Annotated in this window: 14 protein-coding genes and 1 pseudogene; 10 read left to right on the forward strand and 5 right to left on the reverse strand. The window is 72.1% G+C overall.

The window, feature by feature from the left end:
* Positions 1 to 80 precede the first annotated feature (80 nt).
* From RKD20_RS26535 to RKD20_RS26545, 3 genes are read right to left on the reverse strand one after another with little or no spacing between them, the layout of a single operon-like run.
* Entirely contained in the window at positions 81 to 1,397 is a 1,317-nt protein-coding gene (locus RKD20_RS26535; RefSeq protein ID WP_424879903.1) for a coenzyme F420-0:L-glutamate ligase, read from the reverse strand.
* A complete protein-coding gene (gene cofD, locus RKD20_RS26540) occupies positions 1,394 to 2,353 on the reverse strand; it encodes a 2-phospho-L-lactate transferase (RefSeq protein ID WP_424879904.1) in 960 nt (319 codons plus the stop codon). Before cofD ends, RKD20_RS26535 begins: the two co-directional genes overlap by 4 nt.
* A 34-nt stretch (positions 2,354 to 2,387) precedes the next feature.
* Complete coding sequence (locus RKD20_RS26545) at positions 2,388 to 2,897, reverse strand: cysteine dioxygenase (protein ID WP_424879905.1); 510 nt, start codon at positions 2,895 to 2,897, stop codon at positions 2,388 to 2,390.
* Between the two features lie 699 nt (positions 2,898 to 3,596).
* On the opposite strand from RKD20_RS26545, the gene RKD20_RS26550 reads away from it, so the two are divergent.
* From RKD20_RS26550 to RKD20_RS26560, 3 genes are all read left to right on the forward strand, one after another.
* A complete protein-coding gene (locus RKD20_RS26550) occupies positions 3,597 to 3,860 on the forward strand; it encodes a WhiB family transcriptional regulator (protein WP_003990679.1) in 264 nt (87 codons plus the stop codon).
* A 183-nt stretch (positions 3,861 to 4,043) separates the two neighbouring features.
* Positions 4,044 to 7,703: a glycosyltransferase gene (locus tag RKD20_RS26555; protein WP_424879906.1), complete on the forward strand. Its 3,660-nt coding sequence runs from the start codon at positions 4,044 to 4,046 to the stop codon at positions 7,701 to 7,703.
* Positions 7,700 to 9,208, forward strand: coding sequence for a DUF5719 family protein (locus tag RKD20_RS26560; protein ID WP_424879907.1), 1,509 nt, complete (start codon positions 7,700 to 7,702; stop codon positions 9,206 to 9,208). Before RKD20_RS26555 ends, RKD20_RS26560 begins: the two co-directional genes overlap by 4 nt.
* 22 nt (positions 9,209 to 9,230) lie before the next feature.
* Here the strand turns inward: RKD20_RS26560 and RKD20_RS26565 are convergent, their stop codons facing one another.
* A complete protein-coding gene (locus RKD20_RS26565) occupies positions 9,231 to 9,674 on the reverse strand; it encodes a metallopeptidase family protein (protein WP_086023204.1) in 444 nt (147 codons plus the stop codon).
* A 356-nt stretch (positions 9,675 to 10,030) separates the two neighbouring features.
* Between RKD20_RS26565 and RKD20_RS26570 the strand changes: the two genes are divergently transcribed.
* The 7 genes and pseudogenes from RKD20_RS26570 to RKD20_RS26600 all read left to right on the forward strand — a co-directional run bounded on the left by RKD20_RS26570 (position 10,031) and on the right by RKD20_RS26600 (position 17,629).
* The gene (locus RKD20_RS26570) at positions 10,031 to 10,402 is read left to right on the forward strand and encodes a DUF3499 domain-containing protein (protein ID WP_020120748.1); all 372 of its coding nucleotides are present in this window, start codon (positions 10,031 to 10,033) and stop codon (positions 10,400 to 10,402) included.
* A gap of 136 nt (positions 10,403 to 10,538) precedes the next feature.
* On the forward strand, positions 10,539 to 12,155 hold the full coding sequence (locus RKD20_RS26575; RefSeq protein ID WP_424879908.1) for an L-lactate permease: 1,617 nt from the start codon (positions 10,539 to 10,541) through the stop codon (positions 12,153 to 12,155).
* Positions 12,156 to 12,269: 114 nt separating this feature from the next.
* A complete protein-coding gene (locus RKD20_RS26580) occupies positions 12,270 to 13,637 on the forward strand; it encodes a phosphomannomutase/phosphoglucomutase (protein ID WP_424879909.1) in 1,368 nt (455 codons plus the stop codon).
* Positions 13,638 to 13,790: 153 nt separating this feature from the next.
* Positions 13,791 to 13,961, forward strand: a complete 171-nt coding sequence (locus tag RKD20_RS26585; protein WP_007382472.1) for a Trm112 family protein — start codon at positions 13,791 to 13,793, stop codon at positions 13,959 to 13,961.
* 190 nt (positions 13,962 to 14,151) lie between these two features.
* The gene (locus RKD20_RS26590) at positions 14,152 to 15,279 is read left to right on the forward strand and encodes an SIS domain-containing protein (RefSeq protein ID WP_424879910.1); all 1,128 of its coding nucleotides are present in this window, start codon (positions 14,152 to 14,154) and stop codon (positions 15,277 to 15,279) included.
* A 45-nt stretch (positions 15,280 to 15,324) separates the two neighbouring features.
* Positions 15,325 to 16,476, forward strand: coding sequence for a mannose-6-phosphate isomerase, class I (manA, locus tag RKD20_RS26595; protein WP_424879911.1), 1,152 nt, complete (start codon positions 15,325 to 15,327; stop codon positions 16,474 to 16,476).
* Between the two features lie 170 nt (positions 16,477 to 16,646).
* A pseudogene (locus RKD20_RS26600) lies at positions 16,647 to 17,629 on the forward strand (cation diffusion facilitator family transporter).
* Positions 17,630 to 17,692: 63 nt separating this feature from the next.
* Here RKD20_RS26600 and RKD20_RS26605 read toward each other — a convergent pair.
* Positions 17,693 to 19,942, reverse strand: coding sequence for a fructose-specific PTS transporter subunit EIIC (locus RKD20_RS26605; protein ID WP_424879912.1), 2,250 nt, complete (start codon positions 19,940 to 19,942; stop codon positions 17,693 to 17,695).
* Positions 19,943 to 19,991: the final 49 nt, after the last annotated feature.

Raw genomic sequence — 19,991 nt, forward strand, 5'->3', positions numbered from 1 at the left:
TACGAGGGGAACCGGTGGGGCCCTACGAGACTAGGCGCAAGCCGGGGCCCACCACCGCACCTCGACAAAGCCGGCGCACGTCACCGCACCTCGATGAAGCTCCCCGCGTCCCGCTCCGGCCGGGGCCGGGGATCCTCCGCCGGATGCCCCACCGCCACGGCCCCCATGGGATCCCAGTCCTCCGGCAGCCCCAGCACCTCCCGCACCACCTCGCGGCAGAACATCGTGGACGACACCCACGCCGACCCCAGCCGCTCGCCGGCCAGCGCGACGAGGAAGTTCTGCACCCCGGCCCCCGCGGCGACGACGAACATCTCCCGCTCGGCCGCGTCCCGCCGCGCATCGCCGTACGTGTGCGACCCGTCCATCACCAGACACGGCACGACGAGATACGGCGCCTTGCGCAGGACGTCGCCCCGCCGCACCCGCTTGGCCACGGACTCCTCGGACTTCCCGTCCCGCCGCAGATCGGCGATCCAGGCGTCCCGCATGGCGTCCAGCAGCCCGGTCCGCGCACCCTCGGACTCCAGCAGCACGAACCGCCACGGAGTGGTGTGGTGGGGCGCCGGCGCGGTGACCGCGAGCGCCACCGCCCGCCGCACGGCCCCGGGGTCGACGGGCTCGTCCGTGAAGGCCCGCACGGTACGTCGCTGGGCGACCGCCTCCCGCACCGCCTCGGACGTCCCCAGCCGGAACATGTCGTCGCGCGCGTGGCGCACCATGGCCCGCGCCCCCTCCGCGTGCTCCCCGGCCACGACATGCGCCAGCCCGTGTACGACGGCGACGGGCAGCCCGGCGGCCTTGCCCTTGACGAGATCGCCGGCGGCGGCCAGTTCGTCGGCCGTCGCCACGACGGTCGCGCTCAGCGGATTGCCGTACGCGTCCGTCCCGCCCCGCAGATCGTCCAGCACCCGCACTCCGGCGGCGCCGATCGCGACATCGGTGAGCCCGGCGCGCCAGGGCCGTCCGAAGGTGTCGGTGACGAGGACCCCGACGTCGACGCCGAGGGCGTCCCGCAGCCCGGACCGGATCGCCCGCGCGGACGCGTCCGGGTCCTCGGGCAGCAACAGCACGGTCCCCGAAGGGGTGTTGGAGGCGTCGACCCCGGCGGCGGCCATCACGAGCCCCTGCCGGTTCTCCACGATCCGGAGCGGCCCGCGACGCGCCACGACCCGGACGGTCTCGGCGTCGATCGCGGCCTCCCGGTCGTCCGCCTCGACGACCCGTCCCTCCGCCTTGGACACGATCTTCGAGGTGACGAGCAGTACGTCCCCGTCGACCAGCCCGGGCTCCGCGGCGGCGATGAGCTTGGCCAGGTCGTCCCCTCGCTGCACCTCGGGAAGGCCGGGGACGGCCCACACTCTGTAGCCGTCGGCTTCGGCAGGCTTCTCGCTCACGCTCCGCGCACCTCCTCCGCCAGCTCCAGCGCCTGTGCGGCCATCCGCGCGGTCGCGTCGAGGTCGGTCATCATGAGCGGTACGGCCCGGCAGCGGATGCCGGCCGACTCGATCCGCTCGACCGCGCCCGCGTCCACGGTGTCGACGAGCCAGCCGTCCAGCAGCCCCGAGCCGTAGTGCTCGGCGACCGCCGCGGCCGAGGACTCCACGCCGACCGCCGCGAGGACCTTGTCGGCCATGCCGCGCACGGGCGCGTCCCCGACGATGGGGGACAGGCCCACGACCGGCACCCCGGCCTCGGCGATCGCCTCGCGGATCCCGGGCACGGCGAGGATGGTGCCGACGGACACGACGGGGTTGGACGGCGGGAACAGCACCACGTCCGCCTCCGCGATCGCCTCCAGGACCCCCGGCGCCGGCTTGGCCTGCTCGGCGCCCACCGGCACGACCGCGTGGGCCGGCACGGACGCCCGCAGCCGCACCCAGTACTCCTGGAAGTGAACGGCCTTGCGCTCACCGTCGATCTCGACCGCGACATGCGTCTCGACCCGGTCGTCGGTCATCGGGATCAGCCGTACCCCGGGCTTCCACCGGTCGCACAGCGCCTCGGTCACCGCGCTCAGGGGGTATCCGGCGCCGATCATCTGCGTCCGCACGATGTGGGTGGCGAAGTCCCGGTCCCCGAGCCCGAACCACTCCGGCCCGACGCCGTACGCGGCGAGCTCCTCCTTGAGGTGGAAGGTCTCGTCGGCCCGCCCCCAGCCCTGCTCCTCGTTGATGCCACCGCCGAGCGTGTACATCACGGTGTCGAGGTCCGGGCAGACCTTCAGCCCGAAGAGGTGGATGTCGTCCCCGGTGTTGCCGATGACCGTGACGTCCGCGTCCGGCGCGGCCTGCTTCAGACCACGCAGGAAACGGGCACCGCCGATGCCGCCTGCCAGAACCACGATTCGCATGGAAGCCAGTCTTGCAGGCGCGTACGACAACGCGTCACGCGGTGACGGCGTCCGCCTCGCCGCAGGACTCGCGGGCGGTGCAGGCCGTGTGCATGGGCATCTCGGTCAGGCCCGGGTAGTAGACGTGCAGGCTCACCGCCGGCTCCAGCGCGTCGTTGACGACCTCGTGGACGTACCCCGGCGCGAACACCCGCTGCGACCCCGCGCCCAGCGCGCGCGTGCCCCGCTCGGTCCGCTCGGTCAGCGTGCCCTCCAGGACGGTGAGGACCCCGGAGGAGCGGCCGTGGTCGTGCAGCCCGCTGCCCTGGCCGGGGACCCAGGACAGCAGCCACACCTCGTAGCCGGGTCCGGTGCGCAGCCGGTGGTACCAGCGGCTGGTCGCGTCGTACCGGACGAGGTGCGCCCACTGCGAGCGGTCGGCGGCGACGGAGCGGGCCAGTCCGACGAACTCGGCGACGGTGGCCGGGTGCTCGCGGGGTGCCTGGAGGAGGTGCGGGACCTCAAGGAGGTCGCCGGCGATCTGGAGGTCGTTGTCGCTGTTCATGGGGTGCGATGGGTCCTCGGCGAAGAGTGGGGGCGGCTGGGTGTCGCGTACCGTCCGCCCGGATCACGGGAAGACAGGAATGCCCGGGTGCGGGCGGGGCACAAGCAGCCGAGTCACGGTGGACTCAGGAGCAGCCGGAGCGCGTTGGGCTCAACAGCTGGAACAGCAACAACAGCTACAGCGAGCGCGGGCAGCACCGTGGGACCCCGCCGTGCGGGTCAAGGTGAGTGCCAAGTTCGCGAGCATGCCCACAAGGACAGCGGCTCACACCATCACTGTCAACTCGACACCCTGAAAGTGGGACATGTTTCACCTCATCCGGTCCATCTCCGTGGTGAAAGGTTTGTTCAGGCGCCGACCGGGACACATGGCGCACAACCGGGCGCACGGGCCGTGAGCTCACCGCGACTTCCGCGCCTGCGTACGGAACGAGTTCGAACTGACGGGCGTCCTTCCCCGTACAGGCCCGAAAGGTCTGGCACGGCTCGGCGGCCCTCTCGGGTCTCATCTGCCTGTCAAGGTTTATGCCGATTTGAACACTTTCAGCGAGGCCTTGGTTCCGCAGAGTGAATAAGGGGCCCAATAGCAGATCTCGGCTTGACTCGCCCGGAGCAGCACACTTGTAATTTCACTCGTGTCGTTCAGCCGAAATCGGTAACGGCCGTCACACGGGGACGCGAAGACAGACGAGGGGCGCACATGACCGAGCTGGTGCAGCAACTGCTGGTCGACGACGCGGACGAGGAACTCGGCTGGCAGGAGCGCGCGCTGTGCGCCCAGACCGACCCCGAGTCCTTCTTTCCCGAGAAGGGCGGCTCCACCCGCGAGGCCAAGAAGGTCTGCCTGTCATGCGAGGTCCGCTCCGAGTGCCTTGAGTACGCCCTCGCCAACGACGAGCGCTTCGGTATCTGGGGCGGCCTGTCGGAACGCGAACGCCGCAGGCTGAAGAAGGCCGCCGTCTGACCCGAGGCACCCTTCACCGCCCTTTTCGTACGCAACCGAACGGCCCGTCGCACCTGGGTTATCCACAGGCGGCGGGCCGCCGTCTTGCCCAGCCGATAGTGTGGGCGCTCGTCCGAGACGCCTCGCCGCCCCCTCAGGGCACAGGCGTCCACCGCAGTCCACCGAACCGGGGCCCGTACCTCGATGTCCGTGCACAGCCACACGGCAGCCCAAGACCACGCTGCCACTCCTGAGTTCCCGCGCCATGTGGTGACCGCGGTGCTCGTCTCCCACGACGGCGCCCGCTGGCTGCCCGACGCGCTCGCCGGGCTGCTCGGCCAGGAGCGTCCCGTGCAGTTCGCCGTGGCCGCCGACACCGGCAGCGCGGACGACTCCGCCCAGCTGGTCACCGACGCCCTCGGTGCCGACCGGGTCCTGCACCTCGCCCGGCGCACCGGCTTCGGCCAGGCCGTCGAGGAGGCGAGCCGCACCGCCCCGGTCCTCACCCCGGACGAGCTGCCGTACCTGAAGCGGCCGAGCGGCTGGGACCCGGTCACGCGCACCTGGCGCGACGACGCCTACGACCTGCCGGAGCTGCCGCACGGCGAGCCGGTCCAGTGGCTGTGGCTGCTGCACGACGACTGCGCCCCCGAGCCCGACGCCCTGGCCCAGCTGCTGCGCGTCGTGGAGAACGAACTGGAGCTCGGCCGCGACGACGTCGCCGTCGTGGGCCCCAAGCTCCGCGGCTGGTACGACAAGCGGCAGCTCCTTGAGGTCGGCGTCTCCATCGCCAACTCCGGCCGCCGCTGGACGGGCCTGGACCGCCGCGAACAGGACCAGGGCCAGCACGACCACGTCCGGTCCGTGCTGTCCGTGTCCACCGCCGGCATGCTGGTCCGCCGCGACCTCTTCGAGCAGCTCGGCGGCTTCGACCGGCGCCTGCCCCTCATGCGGGACGACGTCGACCTGTGCTGGCGCGCCCAGGCCGCCGGCCACCGCGTCCTCATCGCCCCCGAGGCCGTCGTACGCCACGCCGAGGCGGCCTCCCGCGAGCGCCGTGCCGTCGACTGCGCGGGCCGCACCACCGCCTCCCCGCACAAGGTCGACAAGGCCGGCGCCGCCTACACCCTGCTCGTCAACGTGCGGACGGCCGCGCTGCCCTGGGTGCTGGTGCGCCTGGTCGTCGGCACCCTGCTGCGGACCGTCGCCTACCTCGTCGGCAAGGTCCCAGGACAGGCCCTCGACGAGATCCGCGGTCTCCTCGGCACCCTGCTGCGGCCCGAGCGGATCATCGCCGGGCGCAGCAGGCGCGGCGCACCCGTCGTCGACAAGGCCGAGCTCCGACAGCTGTTCCCGCCGCCCGGCGCGACCGTGCGGGCCACCGTGGAGCAGGTCGCGGGCAACCTCTTCGGCGGCTCCGACGCCGAGGCCTCCACGGCCGGACGCCATGGCGGCGGCATCGAGTCCGGGCCCGGCGGCGACGACGCGGACTTCCTGGAGATCGAGCAGTTCGCCCGCCTCAAGCGCATCGCCCGCAAGCCGGGGCCGGTGCTCTTCCTCGCGCTGCTGCTGGTCGCCCTGGTCGCCTGCCGCAACCTGCTGGGCGGTGGCGCGCTCGCGGGTGGCGCCCTGCTGCCCGCCCCGGCCGACGCGAGCGAGCTGTGGGCGCGCTACGCGGACGCGTGGCACGCGGTCGGCGCCGGCGGCACCCCGTCCGCGCCGCCCTACCTGGCGATCATCGCCGCGCTGTCCTCCGTGCTGTTCGGCTCGACCGGTCTCGCCCTGACGGTCCTGCTGGTCTGCTCGGTGCCGCTGGCCGGCTTCACGGCCTACTTCGCCTCCCGACCGCTCGTCGAGTCCCGCCTCCTGCGCGCGTGGGCGGCCGTCGTCTACGCCTTCCTGCCCGCCGCCACCGGCGCCCTCGCCGGCGGCCGGGTCGGCACCGCCGTCCTCGCCGTCCTGCTGCCGCTCCTCGCGCGCGCGGGCGTCGCGGCCGCCGGGCTGACGAACAGCACGGGCGCGCGTGGCAGTTGGCGCGCCACCTGGGCGTTCGCCCTCCTGCTCACGATCACCACCGCGTTCACGCCGATCATCTGGCCGATCACGCTGATCCTCGGCATCGCCCTGCTGGTCGTGCGCCGCACCGACATCACCGCTTACGGCCTGCGTTTCCTGGCCCAGTTCGGCACCCCCCTGCTGGTCCTCGCGCCCTGGTCGCTGACGCTGCTCCCGTTCGGCTTCTTCGAGCAGGCGGGTCTGGAGTACGGCTCCTCGAGCGCCTCCGCCCTCGACCTGCTCGGCGCGAGCCCCGGCGGACCGGGCACCGTCGACGGGCTGATGCTCATCGGAGTGGTGCTCGCCGCGCTGGCCGCCCTGCTGCGCACCGAGCGGCAGTTCGGCATCTGGACGGCCTGGGCGGTGGCCCTGGTCGGCCTCGTCTTCGCGGTCCTGTCCAACGACTCGACCTGGGCGGGCCCCGCCACCCTCGTCTACGGCCTCGCCCTGCTGGCCGCGGCCGTGCTCGGCGCCGACGGGGCACGCGCGCGCGTGGCCGAGCAGAGCTTCGGCTGGCGTCAGCCGGTCGCCGCGCTGATCGCCTTCGCCTCCGCCGCGGGCCCGCTGCTCGTCGCCGCGGGCTGGATGCTCGGCGGCGCCGACGGACCGCTGGAGCGCCGCGACCCCGTACAGGTGCCCGCGTTCGTCGCCGAGGAGAGCGGCACCCGCGACCAGGCCCGCACCCTCGTCCTCGACAGCGACTCCACCGCCCACGTCGGCTACATGCTGGTGCGCGGCTCCGGCGCCCGCCTCGGCGACGCCGAACTCGCCGCCGCCGACGGGGAGAACACCAAGCTGGACAAGGTCGTCGCCAACCTCGTCGCCGGCTCCGGCGCCGACCAGGCGAACCAGCTCGGCGGTTTCGCCGTGCGGTACGTCCTCGTCCACAAGGGCGCGCCCCGCGAGGTCACGCGCGTGCTGGACGCCACCCCCGGCCTGACCCGGCTCAGCCAGCAGGACGGCAGCGGACTGTGGCGGGTCGACCAGGAGGTCGCGCGCGCGACGATCGTCACGAAGTCCGGTTCGGGCCCCGCGCAGCCGGTGGCCGCGGGACCCGTCGACCTCCACACCACGATTCCGTCCGGCGCCGACGGCCGGATCCTGCGCCTCGCCGACAGCGCCGACGAGGGATGGACGGCCACCCTGGACGGCAAACCGCTGACTCCCACCACGGTCGACGGCTGGGCCCAGGGCTTCGAACTGCCCGCCTCCGGCGGCACGCTGGACGTCACCTTCGACGATCCCTTCACCCACACCCTCTGGCTGTGGATCCAGGGCTCCCTCGCCGTCGTCCTCGTGGTGATGGCCCTGCCCGGCCGCCGCCGCGACGTCGACGACGACCTCCCCGAGGAGCCGGCGGTCCCCGCCCAGCCCGTGGCCGGTGAGGGCCGCCGCGCCCGCCGGCTGCGCGCCCAGGCCGAGGCCGAGGAGACCCCCGCGCCCGAGGACTTCCCCGCCCCTGCGCAGGAGGCCCCCGCCGCGGTCCCGCAGCAGCAGCCCTACGGCGACTGGGACGCCCCGAGCTACGCGAACGCCGAGTACGGCACGTACACCGGCGACCAGTACCAGAACGCCCAGCAGTACCCGGCGGGCGGCTACGACCAGCAGCCGTACCAGGCGGACCCGTACCAGGGCGGCCAGTACGACCCGTACGCCTATGGCGGGCAGAACCAGCAGACGTCGTACGACCAGACGTACGGCGGCCAGTACGAGCAGCAGTACGACCAGGGCTACGACCCCGCGTACGACCCGGCGCAGCAGCACCCGGACCCCACCGGCAGTGAGCGCCCCGACGGGAGTCAGCAGTGAACCGCACCACCGTGTCCCTCATCGCCGGCACCGCCGCGCTCGCCGCCGTCACCGGGTTCGCCACGCTCAGCTCACCGGAGGCCGCAGGCACCGCCAGGACGGCCACCGAGCTGCCGGTGGAGCGCACCAGCCTGCTGTGCCCCTCGCCCAGCACCTCCGACATAGCGGAGACGTCGTACACGTCGTTCACGCCCGTCACCAAGGACGCGGGCAGCGGCGGCAAGGCCGAACTCCAGGCGGCCGCCGCGGAGTCGGACGGCAAGAGCACGGGCAAGAGCACGGGCAAGGGCAAGGGCAAGGGCAAGAAGGCCGGCAAGCCGGTCCTCGAACCCCAGGAGCCCGGCAAGCCCGCCACCGGTGACACCTCCGGCGGTGACGCGCCGGCCCTCGTCGGCACCGCCGAGGGCAAGTTCGCGCCCGGCTGGACCGTCCAGGAGACCACCGAGGTCGCGGCGGGCTCCGGACGCGGGCTTCAGGGCGTCAACTGCTCCGCCCCCGACACGGAGTTCTGGTTCCCGGGCGCGAGCACGGCCGCCGACCGCACCGACTACGTCCACCTGACCAACCCCGACGACTCCGCCGCCGTCGTCGACATCGAGCTCTACGGCAAGGACGGCGCCCTGGACTCCACGCTGGGGGAGGGCATCACCGTCGCGCCGCACTCCAGCGACCCGATCCTGCTGTCCACGCTCACCGAGGAGAAGCAGGAGAACCTCACCGTCCATGTGAACGTCCGCAGCGGGCGCGTGGGCGCGGCCGTGCAGGCGCTGGACGACAAGCTGGGCGGCGACTGGCTGGCCGCGTCCACCGACCCGTCCGGCAGCCTGGTGCTGCCCGGCATCCCGAAGGACGCCACCGCCGTCCGCCTGGTCGCCTTCGCGCCCGGGGGGTCCGACGCCGACCTGAAGGTGCAGCTCGCGTCCCCGTCCGGTCTGATCACCCCCGCCGGCAACGAGACGCTGCACGTGAAGGCGGGCATGACGGCCTCCGCCGACCTCGGCGACGTCACGCGCGGGGAGGCCGGTTCGCTGGTCCTGACCCCCACCGACACGTCCGTGCCGGTGGTCGCCGCGCTGCGGGTCGTCCGCGGCAAGGGCGCCGACCAGGAGACGGCCTTCATCCCGGCCACCCGTCCCGTCGGCACGCGCGCGACGGCCGCCGACAACAGCGCCAAGGGCACCACGCTCTCCCTGACCGCCCCCACGCGCGGGGCCACCGTCAAGGTCACGGCCTCGGCGGGCAGCGACGGCGGCGAGGCCGTCTCGAAGACGTTCACCCTCAAGGCGGGCACCACGCAGAACGTGGAGGCCCCGACCCCGACCGGCCTCAAGGGCACCTACGCCCTCACGGTGGAGCACGTCTCAGGAGGCCCGGTCTACGGCGCCCGCACCCTGGCGGCGACGGAGGACGGCGTCCCGGGCTTCACGATCCAGGCCCTCCCCGACGACCGGGGCATGGTGGCCGTGCCGGACGCGGACGAGGACCTGTCGGTGCTCCAGAAGTAGCGCGGGGCGATCCGCGGGCGGCTCAGTCCTCGCCGTACCGCGGATCGACCGTCTCGGGAGTGAGCCCCAGCACTTCGGCCACCTGCTCCACGACGACCTCGTGCACCAGCGCCGCCCGCTCGTCGCGCCCCTTGGTGCGGATCTCCACCGGACGCCGGTAGACGACCACGCGCGCGGGGCGCCCCTCACGCGCGGGAATCGTCCCGCCGAGCGGCACCGCCTCGTCGTTCCAGGACTGCCCGTCCAGCCGAGGCACCTCCAGGACCAGGAAATCGATGTCGGCGAGCTGCGGCCAGCGCCGCTCCAGGCGCTCCACCGAGTCCTGCACCAGGTCCGCGAACGCCTCGGCCCGGCTTGCGGCGAGCGGCACCTGCGGCGGGGCGATCGGGCCGCGCATGCCTCGTCCGTGGCGATCACGGCGGCGGGGCCCGGGGCCGGTGGCACGGGGCGGTACGGGGTTGTCCATCACTGGTGAAGGGTAATCCTCGCCGCACTCGCGCGCCCGGCCCCCACGCGGTACTCCGGACGTGGCCCGAAACGACGTACGGCCGCCTCGTACGGCATGTCGGCCGTTGACCATTCCAGCCAAGGTTGGGCTCGATTCCGTATCTCTCCGAGACCGGCGATCCCAAGGCGATTGACATGGTTTGTCCCGAGTGATGATCGGCCTCAGGTCTGTTCGACCCCTCGAAACCGGGTGTCCGCGCAGGTCATGGCGGTGTGATCGGAGTGGCGTGTGGGGCGTTTCACAGCACGACACGGTGAAGTGACCTGGGGGAGAGTCGTCGCGGCCCGCTCAAGAGTGCGGTACCGTCCAACGTCGTGAGCCCTGTACGTCGCTGTTCGCGCACCGCTTGCGGCCGTCCCGCCGTCGCGACGCTGACGTACGTCTACGCCGACTCGACCGCGGTCCTCGGCCCGCTCGCCACCTACGCCGAACCCCACTGCTACGACCTGTGTGCCGAGCACTCCGAGCGCCTCACCGCCCCGCGCGGCTGGGAGGTCGTCCGGCTTCTCGACGGCTCGGCGCCCGCCAGGCCCAGCGGGGACGATCTGGAAGCGCTTGCCAACGCCGTGCGTGAGGCGGCCCGTCCGCAGGAGCGCGCCGCCGAAGCAGGCGGAGCCCGGCGGGCCGACCCGATGGAGGTCGCACGCCGAGGCCACCTCCGGGTGCTGCGCTCCCCGGACAACTGAGCCGCTCTCTCTGCCTCTTGTGCCCGTGTTCCATCGAGTGACGCACACCCGTTGACGGATCCTTGGCGCGGACACGACCATTCCGTAAGCCGAAGTGAGAAATCGCTTTCCGCATGACGGAATCGGGGAGGCGCCCGTGTACGTCCAGGAACTCGACCCCGTCGCCGACTCGCTCGGGCTGTCCGCCCTCGTCGCGACCCTGCCCCTCGTGATCGTCCTCGTCCTGCTCGGCGGCGTCCGCATGAAGGCCCACCTGGCGGGCCTCACAGGCCTTCTGGCGGCCGCTCTGGTCGCCTGGCTCGCCTACGGCATGCCGCTGGGCCAGACCCTCTCCAGCGCCGCCCAGGGGGCCGCCTTCGGCCTCTTCCCCATCCTGTGGATCGTCGTCAACGCCCTGTGGGTGTACCGGATGACCGTCCGCACCCGGCACTTCGACATCCTGCGCCGCTCCTTCGGGCGGCTCTCCGACGACCCGCGCGTCCAGGCCCTCGTCGTCGCCTTCTGCTTCGGCGCGCTCCTGGAGGCACTCGCCGGGTTCGGTGCCCCGGTCGCGATCTGCTCGGTCATGCTCGTCGCCCTCGGCTTCGACCCGGTGCGCGCGGCGGTCGTCGCGCTGGTCGCCAACACCGCGCCGGTCGCCTTCGGTGCCATGGGCACACCGGTCGTGACACTGGCGCAGGTCACCGGGCTGCCGCTGGACGACGTGGCGTCCGTGGTGGGCCGTCAGACGCCGTTGCTGGCCCTCGTGGTGCCCCTGGTGCTGGTCTTCCTGGTGGACGGCGGACGGGGCCTGCGCGAGACCTGGGTGCCCGCCCTGGTCTGCGGAGTCGCCTTCGCCGTCGCCCAGTTCGCGGCCTCCAACTACGTCTCCGCCCAACTGGCCGACATCGGGGCCGCCCTGGCGGGCGCCGCCGCCCTGGTCGCCGTCCCACGCGCACGCGTACCGGCCGACGAGTCCGTACGCGCGTCCGTGCTGACCGGCGCGCGCAGCGAGGACCTCGACGAGACCGACCCGCGCGGTGAAGTCCTGCGCGCCTACTCGCCGTACGCGCTGATCGTCGTGATCTTCTCCGTCGCGCAGATCCCGGCCGTCAAGGACTGGCTCGCGAAGGCGACCCGGATGTACGACTGGCCCTTCCTCGACGTCGTGAACCCCGACGGGGACCGGGTCGGCGGCAACGTCTTCACCTGGCCGGTCGTCTCCACCGGCGGCACCCTCGTGCTGTTCGCGGGCATCCTCACGGCGCTCGTGCTCGGCGTGCACGCGCGCGTGGCGGTCCGCGAATGGGCGGCGACCGTCCATGAGTTGAGGTTCGCGATCCTGACCGTGACCTCCGTACTCGCGCTCGCGTACGTCATGAACCTCTCCGGACAGGCCGCCACCATCGGTCACTTCGTGGCCGCCGCGGGCGCCGGACCGGCCTTCCTGTCGCCGGTCCTCGGCTGGTTCGGGGTGGCCGTCTCCGGCTCGGACACCTCGGCCAACGCGCTGTTCGGGGCGTTGCAGGTGACCGCCGCACGCGAGTCCGGGCTGTCGCCCGAACTCCTGGCCGCCGCCAACAGCTCGGGCGGAGTCCTCGGCAAGATGATCTCGCCGCAGAACCTCACCATCGCCTGCGCGGCCGTCGGCCTGGCAGGCCGCGAGGGGGACCTGCTGCGCAAGGTGCTGCCCTGGAGTTTCGGGCTGCTGCTGGTGATGAGCCTGATCGTGGTCGGGCAGAGCTCGCCCGTGCTGGCCGAGATGCTGCCCTGACCCCCCTTGATGCCCTCTGACCTCAGATAACGGCTGGGCGTCCACTCCGCTCCCGCGTACGCGCTGTCAGTGGATCCGGGTAGTTTGTGGTGACCGAACGGACTTTCAGAAGGGTTGGCCGTGGCTGATCTGTCACAGCTCGTGAAGGCTTACGACGTGCGCGGAGTCGTTCCCGACCAGTGGGACGAGACGCTGGCCGAGCTCTTCGGTGCCGCCTTCGTCCAGGTGACCGGGGCGAGCGCCATCGTGACGGGTCACGACATGCGGCCCACGTCCCCCGCCCTGTCGCGGGCCTTCGCCCGCGGAGCGGCCGCCCGCGGCGTGGACGTCACCGAGATCGGCCTGTGCTCGACGGACCAGCTGTACTACGCCTCCGGCGCGCTGAACCTGCCGGGCGCGATGTTCACGGCCAGCCACAACCCGGCCCAGTACAACGGCATCAAGATGTGCCGCGCGGGCGCGGCCCCCGTCGGCCAGGACACCGGCCTCGCCGAGATCCGCGCACTGGTCGAGCGGTGGAGCGGGACGGGTGCCCCGGAGCCCGCGGGCCCGACGGGGACGATCACTGGGCGGGACACGCTGGAGGACTACGCGGCCCACCTGCTCTCCCTCGTCGACGTGACCTCCATCCGCCCCCTGAAGGTCGTCGTCGACGCGGGCAACGGCATGGGCGGCCACACCGTCCCGACCGTGTTCTCCGGACTGCCCCTGGACACCGTCCCGATGTACTTCGAGCTGGACGGCACCTTCCCCAACCACGAGGCCAACCCCCTCGACCCGGCCAACATCGTCGACCTCCAGAAGCGCGTCCGCGAGGAGGGGGCCGACCTCGGCATCGCCTTCGACGGCGACGCCGACCGCTGCTTCGTCGTCGACGAGCACGGCGACCCGGTCTCCCCGTCCGCCGTCACCGCCCTCGTCGCCGCCCGGGAGCTCGCCAGGCACGGCGGCAAGGGCACGGTCATCCACAACCTGATCACGTCCTGGACGGTCCCGGAGGTCGTCGAGGAGAACGGCGGCACTCCGGTACGCACCCGCGTGGGCCACTCCTTCATCAAGGCCGAAATGGCGAGGACCGGCGCCATCTTCGGGGGCGAGCACTCCGCGCACTACTACTTCAAGGACTTCTGGAACGCCGACACGGGCATGCTGGCGGCCCTGCACGTCCTGGCCGCGCTGGGCGGTCAGGAAGGCCCGCTGTCGTCCCTGGTCGCCCAGTACGACCGCTACGTCGGCTCCGGCGAGATCAACTCCACGGTCGCCGACCAGGCGGACCGCCTCGCGGCCGTCAGGGCGGCCTACGAGAGCCAGGAGGGCGTACGCCTCGACGAACTCGACGGCCTCACCATCACCGCTGCCGACTGGTGGTTCAACGTCCGCCCCTCCAACACCGAACCCCTTCTGCGCCTGAACGCGGAGGCGAGGGACGAGGCGACGATGGCGAAGGTACGGGACGAGGTCTTGGCGATCATCAGAGCCTGAGGGAGATCGCGGGGGCCCCGGGAGCGGGGGTTGTGAAATTCAGTCCCGTCGGCGTTTGAGGAGCGGGGGTCCACCCCCACACCCCCCTCTTCCCGGCGGTACCCTGACCAGGCACATCCGCGCAAGCTGCCGTACGCCCCGAAGGGAACCCCCATGCCGCTCGAAGCCGGCCTCCTGGAGATCCTCGCCTGCCCGGCCTGCCACGCCCCCCTCAAGGAGCAGGACACCGAGCTGATCTGCACCGGCCAGGACTGCGGCCTGGCATACCCCGTCCGCGACGGCATCCCCGTCCTCCTCGTCGACGAGGCCCGCCGCCCAGCGTAAGCCCCGCACCGCCGCAGGCGCGACGGCGCCCAGTTGCCGTAAGCGACAACGACACAGCGACCCACAGCGACCACCGGTGTCCCGGACCCGCGCGACCGACGACCCGGCGAAGCGACCATCCGGCTCTCGACGACCCGGCGAAGCGACAATCCGGCGTCCCGGAGACCCGGCGATCGGAGGCTGCCGCCCCATGCTCGACGAATCGCTGCTAGACACCCCTGAGGCCCTCTCGGCGGCCGACCGCCGAGGCCTGCTCCGCGGTGCCGCGGAGGCCGGCGCCCGTGTCCGCACAGCAGCCCGGCACGCCGCCGAGGCCGGGGTGAACGACCTCAAGCCGGACGGCCGCCCGCGCGCGGTGCTCATCGCGGGCCCCGGCGCCGCCGCCACCCACGTGGCCGACCTCCTCGGCACGCTCGCCGGCGCCGGCAGCCCCGTCACCCGCCTCGCCCCCACCGGCGTCGCCCCCGCCGCGGGCGCCCTGCGCTGGGAACTCCCCGGGTGGGCGGGCTCGGTCGACCTGCTCCTGATCGCCACCCCCGACGGCACCGAACCGGGCCTGTCCCTGCTTGCCGACCAGGCCTACCGCCGCGGCTGCACGGTCGTCGCCGTGGCTCCCGCCCGTACCCCGCTCTCCGAGGCGGTCGAGGGCGCGCACGGTCTGTTCGTGTCCCTCGCGACGGCGCCGTACGAGCAGAACACGCCCCTCACCGCATCCGCACCCGGCGTCCTGTGGGCCCTGCTCACCCCGCTCCTGGCGATCCTCGACCGCGCCGGCCTGCTCACCGCACCGCCCGACACCCTCGAGAAGATCGCCGGCCGCCTCGACAACATCGCCGAGCGCTGCGGCCCCGCCATCGCGACCTACAGCAACCCGGCCAAGACCCTCGCCGCCGAACTCGCCGACGCGCTCCCGGTGATCTGGACCGAGGGCACCTCCGCGGGGCCCGCGGGCCGCCGTTTCGCCGCGGCCCTCGCCGAACTCTCCGGCCGCCCGTCCGTGGTCTCCGAGCTGCCCGAGGCCCTCGCCGCGCACAGCACGCTGCTCGCCGGACCACTGGCCGCCAGCGCCGACCCCGACGACTTCTTCCGCGACCGCGTCGAGGAAGCCCCCGCGCTGCACGCACGCGTGGTGCTCCTTCGCGACCGTCCGATCGGCGGTCTCAGCGCCGCCCCGGCCGCCCGTGACCTGGCCCTGAGCCACGACACGCCGATCAGCGAGCTGGAGCCGGAGTCCGGCGGTGAGATCGAGACCCTCGCGGAACTGATCGCCGTCACGGATTTCGCCGCCGTTTACCTGGCGCTCGCCTCGGGGGCCTGACATCGCTCAGGACGCCCTGATCGCCGTACGTACAGAAAGAGCCTGATGGACCGCCTCGACAACACCGTTCGCCCCTACGCCTGGGGTTCCACCACCGCCATCCCCGAACTCCTCGGCGTCGAACCGACCGGTGAACCGCAGGCGGAGATGTGGATGGGCGCCCACCCAGGAGCCCCCTCCCGCACCGGTCGGGGCACACTCGTCGAGGTCATCGACGCGGACCCGGCGAAGGAACTCGGCGCCGAGGCGGTCGCCAAGTTCGGCCCCCGCCTGCCCTTCCTGCTCAAGATCCTCGCCGCGGGCGCCCCCCTCTCCCTCCAGGTGCACCCCGACCTCGCCCAGGCGAAGGAGGGGTACGACGACGAGGAGCGCCGCGGCATCCCCGTGGACGCGGGCCACCGCAACTACAAGGACGCCAACCACAAGCCCGAACTGATCTGCGCGCTCATCGAGTTCGACGGCCTGTGCGGCTTCCGTGAACCCACGCGCGCGGCCGAGCTGCTCGACGCGCTCGGCGTCGACTCCCTCAAGCCGTACGTCGACCTCCTGCACGCCCGCCCCGAGGAGGCGGCCCTGCGCGAGGTCCTGACGGCAGTCCTGACCGCCGACCGCGCGGAGATGGCCCACACGGTCGCCGAGGCCGCGGCCGCCTGCGCCCGCCTCGGCGGCGAGCACGCCCCGTACGCCGAGATCGCCCACCACTACCCGGGCGACCCGGGCGTCATCGCCGCGATGCTCCTCAACCACGTCCGGCTCCAGCCCGGCGAGGCCCTGTTCCTCGGCGCGGGCATCCCGCACGCGTACCTCAGCGGCCTGGGTGTCGAGATCATGGCCAACTCCGACAACGTCCTGCGCTGCGGCCTCACCCCCAAGCACGTCGACGTGCCCGAACTCCTGCGCATCGTCCGCTTCGAGGCCGCCGACCCCGGCGTGCTCCGCCCCGAGGCCGCCCCCGACGGGGAGGAGGTCTACGAGACCCCCATCGACGAGTTCCGACTGTCCCGGTACGTCCTCCCCGAGGGTGCCGCCGCCCATGACCTGACCCGTCCGACTCCGCAGATCCTGCTCTGCACGGCAGGTTCCGTGCGAGCCGGGGAACACGAACTGAGCCCCGGCCAGTCGGTGTTCGTCCCGGCGGGAGAGAAAGCCGAGGTGTCCGGCACGGGCACGGTCTTCCGGGCGACCGTGATCGTGTGACCGAGGCGGGCGACTCAGGCGTGCGACCGAGGCGTGTGATCGTATGACCGGTCCTGTGGACGACTGAGACGTCCGATCCGGGTGAGGCTGCAAGAATGGCCCCCCGGCAAAGGACGGGCAAAGGCCTGGACGGCGTAGAGGTACTTGAGGCGAAGGGACAACGCGACCAGATGAGCGCGTCAGGCGGAACCAGGGCGATCGTGGCGGCACTCGGCGCCAACCTCGCGATCGCGGCATCCAAGTTCGTGGCGTTCGCGTTCAGCGGCTCGTCGTCGATGCTCGCCGAGGGCGTGCACTCGCTCGCCGACTCCGGAAACCAGTTCCTGCTGCTGCTCGGCGGCAAGAAGTCCCAGCGCGAGGCCACCCCGCAGCACCCCTTCGGCTACGGCCGCGAGCGCTACATCTACGCCTTCCTGGTCTCCATCGTGCTCTTCTCGATCGGCGGCATGTTCGCCGTCTACGAGGGCTTCGAGAAGATCAAGCACCCGCACGAGATCGAGCACTGGTACTGGCCGGTGGGCGTCCTCGTCTTCGCCATCATCGCCGAGGGCTTCTCCTTCCGGACGGCCATCAAGGAGTCCAACCCGCTGCGCGGCAGCCTCTCCTGGACGGAGTTCGTGCGCCGGGCCAAGGCACCCGAACTCCCGGTCGTCCTCCTGGAGGACTTCGGCGCCCTCGTCGGCCTGGTCCTCGCCCTGGGCGGCGTCGGCCTGGCCCTGCTCACCGGTGACGGCGTCTGGGACGGCATCGGCACCCTCTGCATCGGCATCCTGCTCATCGTGATCGCCCTCGTCCTGGCGGTGGAGACCAAGTCCCTGCTGCTCGGCGAGGCCGCCGGTATCGAGACGGTCCAGAAGATCGAGGCCGCGATCGTCGACGGCGACACCGTCACCGGCATCATCCACATGCGCACGCTCCACCTCGGCCCCGAGGAACTGCTCGTCGCCGCCAAGATCGCCGTCCAGCACGACGACACGGCCGGCGAGGTCGCCTCCGCGATCAACGCCGCCGAGTCCCCCGCATCCGCGAGGCCGTCCCCATCGCCCGCGTCATCTACCTCGAACCGGACATCTACAGCGAGGCCGAGGCCCTCAAGGGCCCCGACCGCGAAGCGACCCCCGGCGGACCGGCACAGCATCCCGCCGAGCACTGATCACCGGTCCACAGCAGCGGCTGTACGGGCCCGCGTCCCCACACCGGGACGCGGGCCCTTCACTCACCTGATCTCGCTCAGCACGTCCAGCACGGCCCGCTCGTCCGGCGCAGCGAGAAGCCGCTCCCGGAACCCGGGGTCCATCAGCTTCCGCGACAACAGGGCCAGGATGCGCAGGTGTTCGTCGCCCGCGGCCGCCTCCGGTACGGAGATCATGAACACCAGCCGGGCCTTCGTACCGTCCAGCGAGCCCCACTCGACACCCTCGGCGGACCGTGCGAACCCGACGACGGGCGCGGTCACGGCATCCGTCTTGGCGTGCGGTATCGCTATCTCCTCCCCGAGCCCGGTGGTCCCCTGCGCCTCGCGCCGCAGGGCGGTGGCGACCAACTCGTCCACGTCCGCCACCTTGCCGCTCCGGGCGAGCAGCTGCGCCATCTCCCGGACGGCCGCCTCCTTGTCCCGGGCGTCGAGAGCGACCTTCACGGTCTGTTCGGTGAGGTAGCCGGAGAGGACCTCGCGGTCGGGCGCGGCCCTGGGCAAGCCTTCGGCTTCCGCACTGGCACCGGTCTCGGCCCCGGCGGTCATATCGGCTTCGGTGCCGGCTTCAGCGTCCGCATCAGCACCGCTACCGGCACCGGCACCGGCACCGGCACCGGCGTCGAGGTCCGCGGCTTTCGATGCCCCGGCCGGGGCCGCCTCCGTGGCGGGCGCGCTCGACGAGGCGACGATCCGCTGCGCCACCACGGCACCGGCGGCTCCACCGGCCGCCGCACCGGTGCCCACCCCCACCAGCGCGGGCTCCAGCGGACCGGCCGCACCCGGCTCGATCACACCCAGTCCAGGCGTCGGTGCCGCGCCCTTGCGCCTCCGCTCACTGATGTCGACCAGCGTGACCGTCGTCAGCGCGGTGACCGCCGTGCCGATCAGCACGGCCACGAAGAACATCGGCACCCCGCTCACCGCACCGAGCACCGCCACGATCGGCCCACCGTGCGGCACGGCGTCCTCGACACCGGCGACACCGGCGACCGCACCAGCCACCGCGCCACCGAGCATGTTGGCCGGGATGACCTGCGCGGGCCGCGCCGCCGCGAACGGGATAGCGCCCTCGGAGATGCCGAAACAGCCCATGAACAGCGCGGCCAGTCCGGTCTCGCGCTCCTGCTCGGTGTAGAGCCGGTTCCGGATCAGCGTGGCCAGGCCCTGCCCCAACGGCATGACCGGGATCGCGGCCGCGCACATGCCCATGACCGTCTGGTTGCCGGTCGCGATCAGCCCCGCGCCGAACAGGAAGGCCGTCTTGTTGACCGGTCCACCCATGTCGAACGCGATCATGAGCCCCAGAATCGCGCCCAGCAGGATCGCGCTGGTGCCGGTCATCCCGCTGAGCCAGTCGGTCAGGTGCTCGAACACCCAGGAGATCGGCTTCCCGATGACGTAGATGAAGAACAGCCCGAGCACCGTGGTCGCCAGGATCGGGATCACGATGATCGGCATGATCGGCTGCACGAACTTCGGGACCTTGACCTTCTTGATCCACAGCACCAGATACCCGGCGAGGAACCCGGTCACGATCGCCCCGATGAACCCGGCGCCCGCCTTCGAGTCGTACAGCGAACCCGTGTTCGCGATCCAGCCACCGATCATGCCGGGGACGAGAGCCGGGCGGTCCCCGATGGCGTAGGCGATGTAGCCGGACAGGATCGGCACCATCAGCGTGAAGCCGATGACGCCGATGTTGTTGATGTCCATCCAGAAGGAGTCCTTCGGGATGACCAGGCCGCCGGACGGGTCGGTGTGCCCGCCGAGCGAGAGCGAGATCGCGATCAGCAGCCCGCCGACCACCACGAACGGGATCATGTAACTGACCCCGTTCATCAGCGCCTTGTACCCGACGCTCCGCTCTTTGCCGCCGCCCGACAGCCATGCGGCTGGGTTGGCGCCCGCAGCGTGCACCGGCGCCGACCGCACCTGTTCGAGCAATCGCTCAGGATGGTGGATCGCCTCAGCCACCCCCACGGTCAGCACACGCTTGCCTACGAAACGGCCCAGGTCCACGTCCTTGTCCGCGGCGACGATGATGCCGTCCGCGTTGCTGACATCGTTGTCATCGAGGACGTTTTCAGCCCCGATCGATCCCTGGGTCTCCACCTTCATGTCGATGCCACGGCTCGCGGCGGCCTGCGCGAGCTTCTCCGCAGCCATGTACGTGTGCGCGATGCCGGTCGGGCATGCGGTCACCGCCAGCAGCCTCACTCGCTGCTGCTCGCTGCCGCCGCCCGTGGGGGGAGGTCCGGCCGGACTGGTCACGTCGATCTCCTAACGCCTTTGTCACGCGGAAACGCCGTCCCGGACGCCC

The organism is Streptomyces sp. SLBN-8D4 (assembly GCF_049739545.1).
Taxonomy (GTDB): domain Bacteria; phylum Actinomycetota; class Actinomycetes; order Streptomycetales; family Streptomycetaceae; genus Streptomyces; species Streptomyces canus_C.

Coding starts and splice junctions, on each gene's coding strand:
- cofD (WP_424879904.1), bottom strand. CDS start 2,353: ATGCGAATCGTGGTTCTGGCAGGCGGCATCGGCGGTGCCCGTTTCCTG.
- RKD20_RS26545 (WP_424879905.1), bottom strand. CDS start 2,897: ATGAACAGCGACAACGACCTCCAGATCGCCGGCGACCTCCTTGAGGTC.
- RKD20_RS26550 (WP_003990679.1), top strand. CDS start 3,597: ATGACCGAGCTGGTGCAGCAACTGCTGGTCGACGACGCGGACGAGGAA.
- RKD20_RS26555 (WP_424879906.1), top strand. CDS start 4,044: ATGTCCGTGCACAGCCACACGGCAGCCCAAGACCACGCTGCCACTCCT.
- RKD20_RS26565 (WP_086023204.1), bottom strand. CDS start 9,674: ATGGACAACCCCGTACCGCCCCGTGCCACCGGCCCCGGGCCCCGCCGC.
- RKD20_RS26585 (WP_007382472.1), top strand. CDS start 13,791: ATGCCGCTCGAAGCCGGCCTCCTGGAGATCCTCGCCTGCCCGGCCTGC.
- RKD20_RS26590 (WP_424879910.1), top strand. CDS start 14,152: ATGCTCGACGAATCGCTGCTAGACACCCCTGAGGCCCTCTCGGCGGCC.
- manA (WP_424879911.1), top strand. CDS start 15,325: ATGGACCGCCTCGACAACACCGTTCGCCCCTACGCCTGGGGTTCCACC.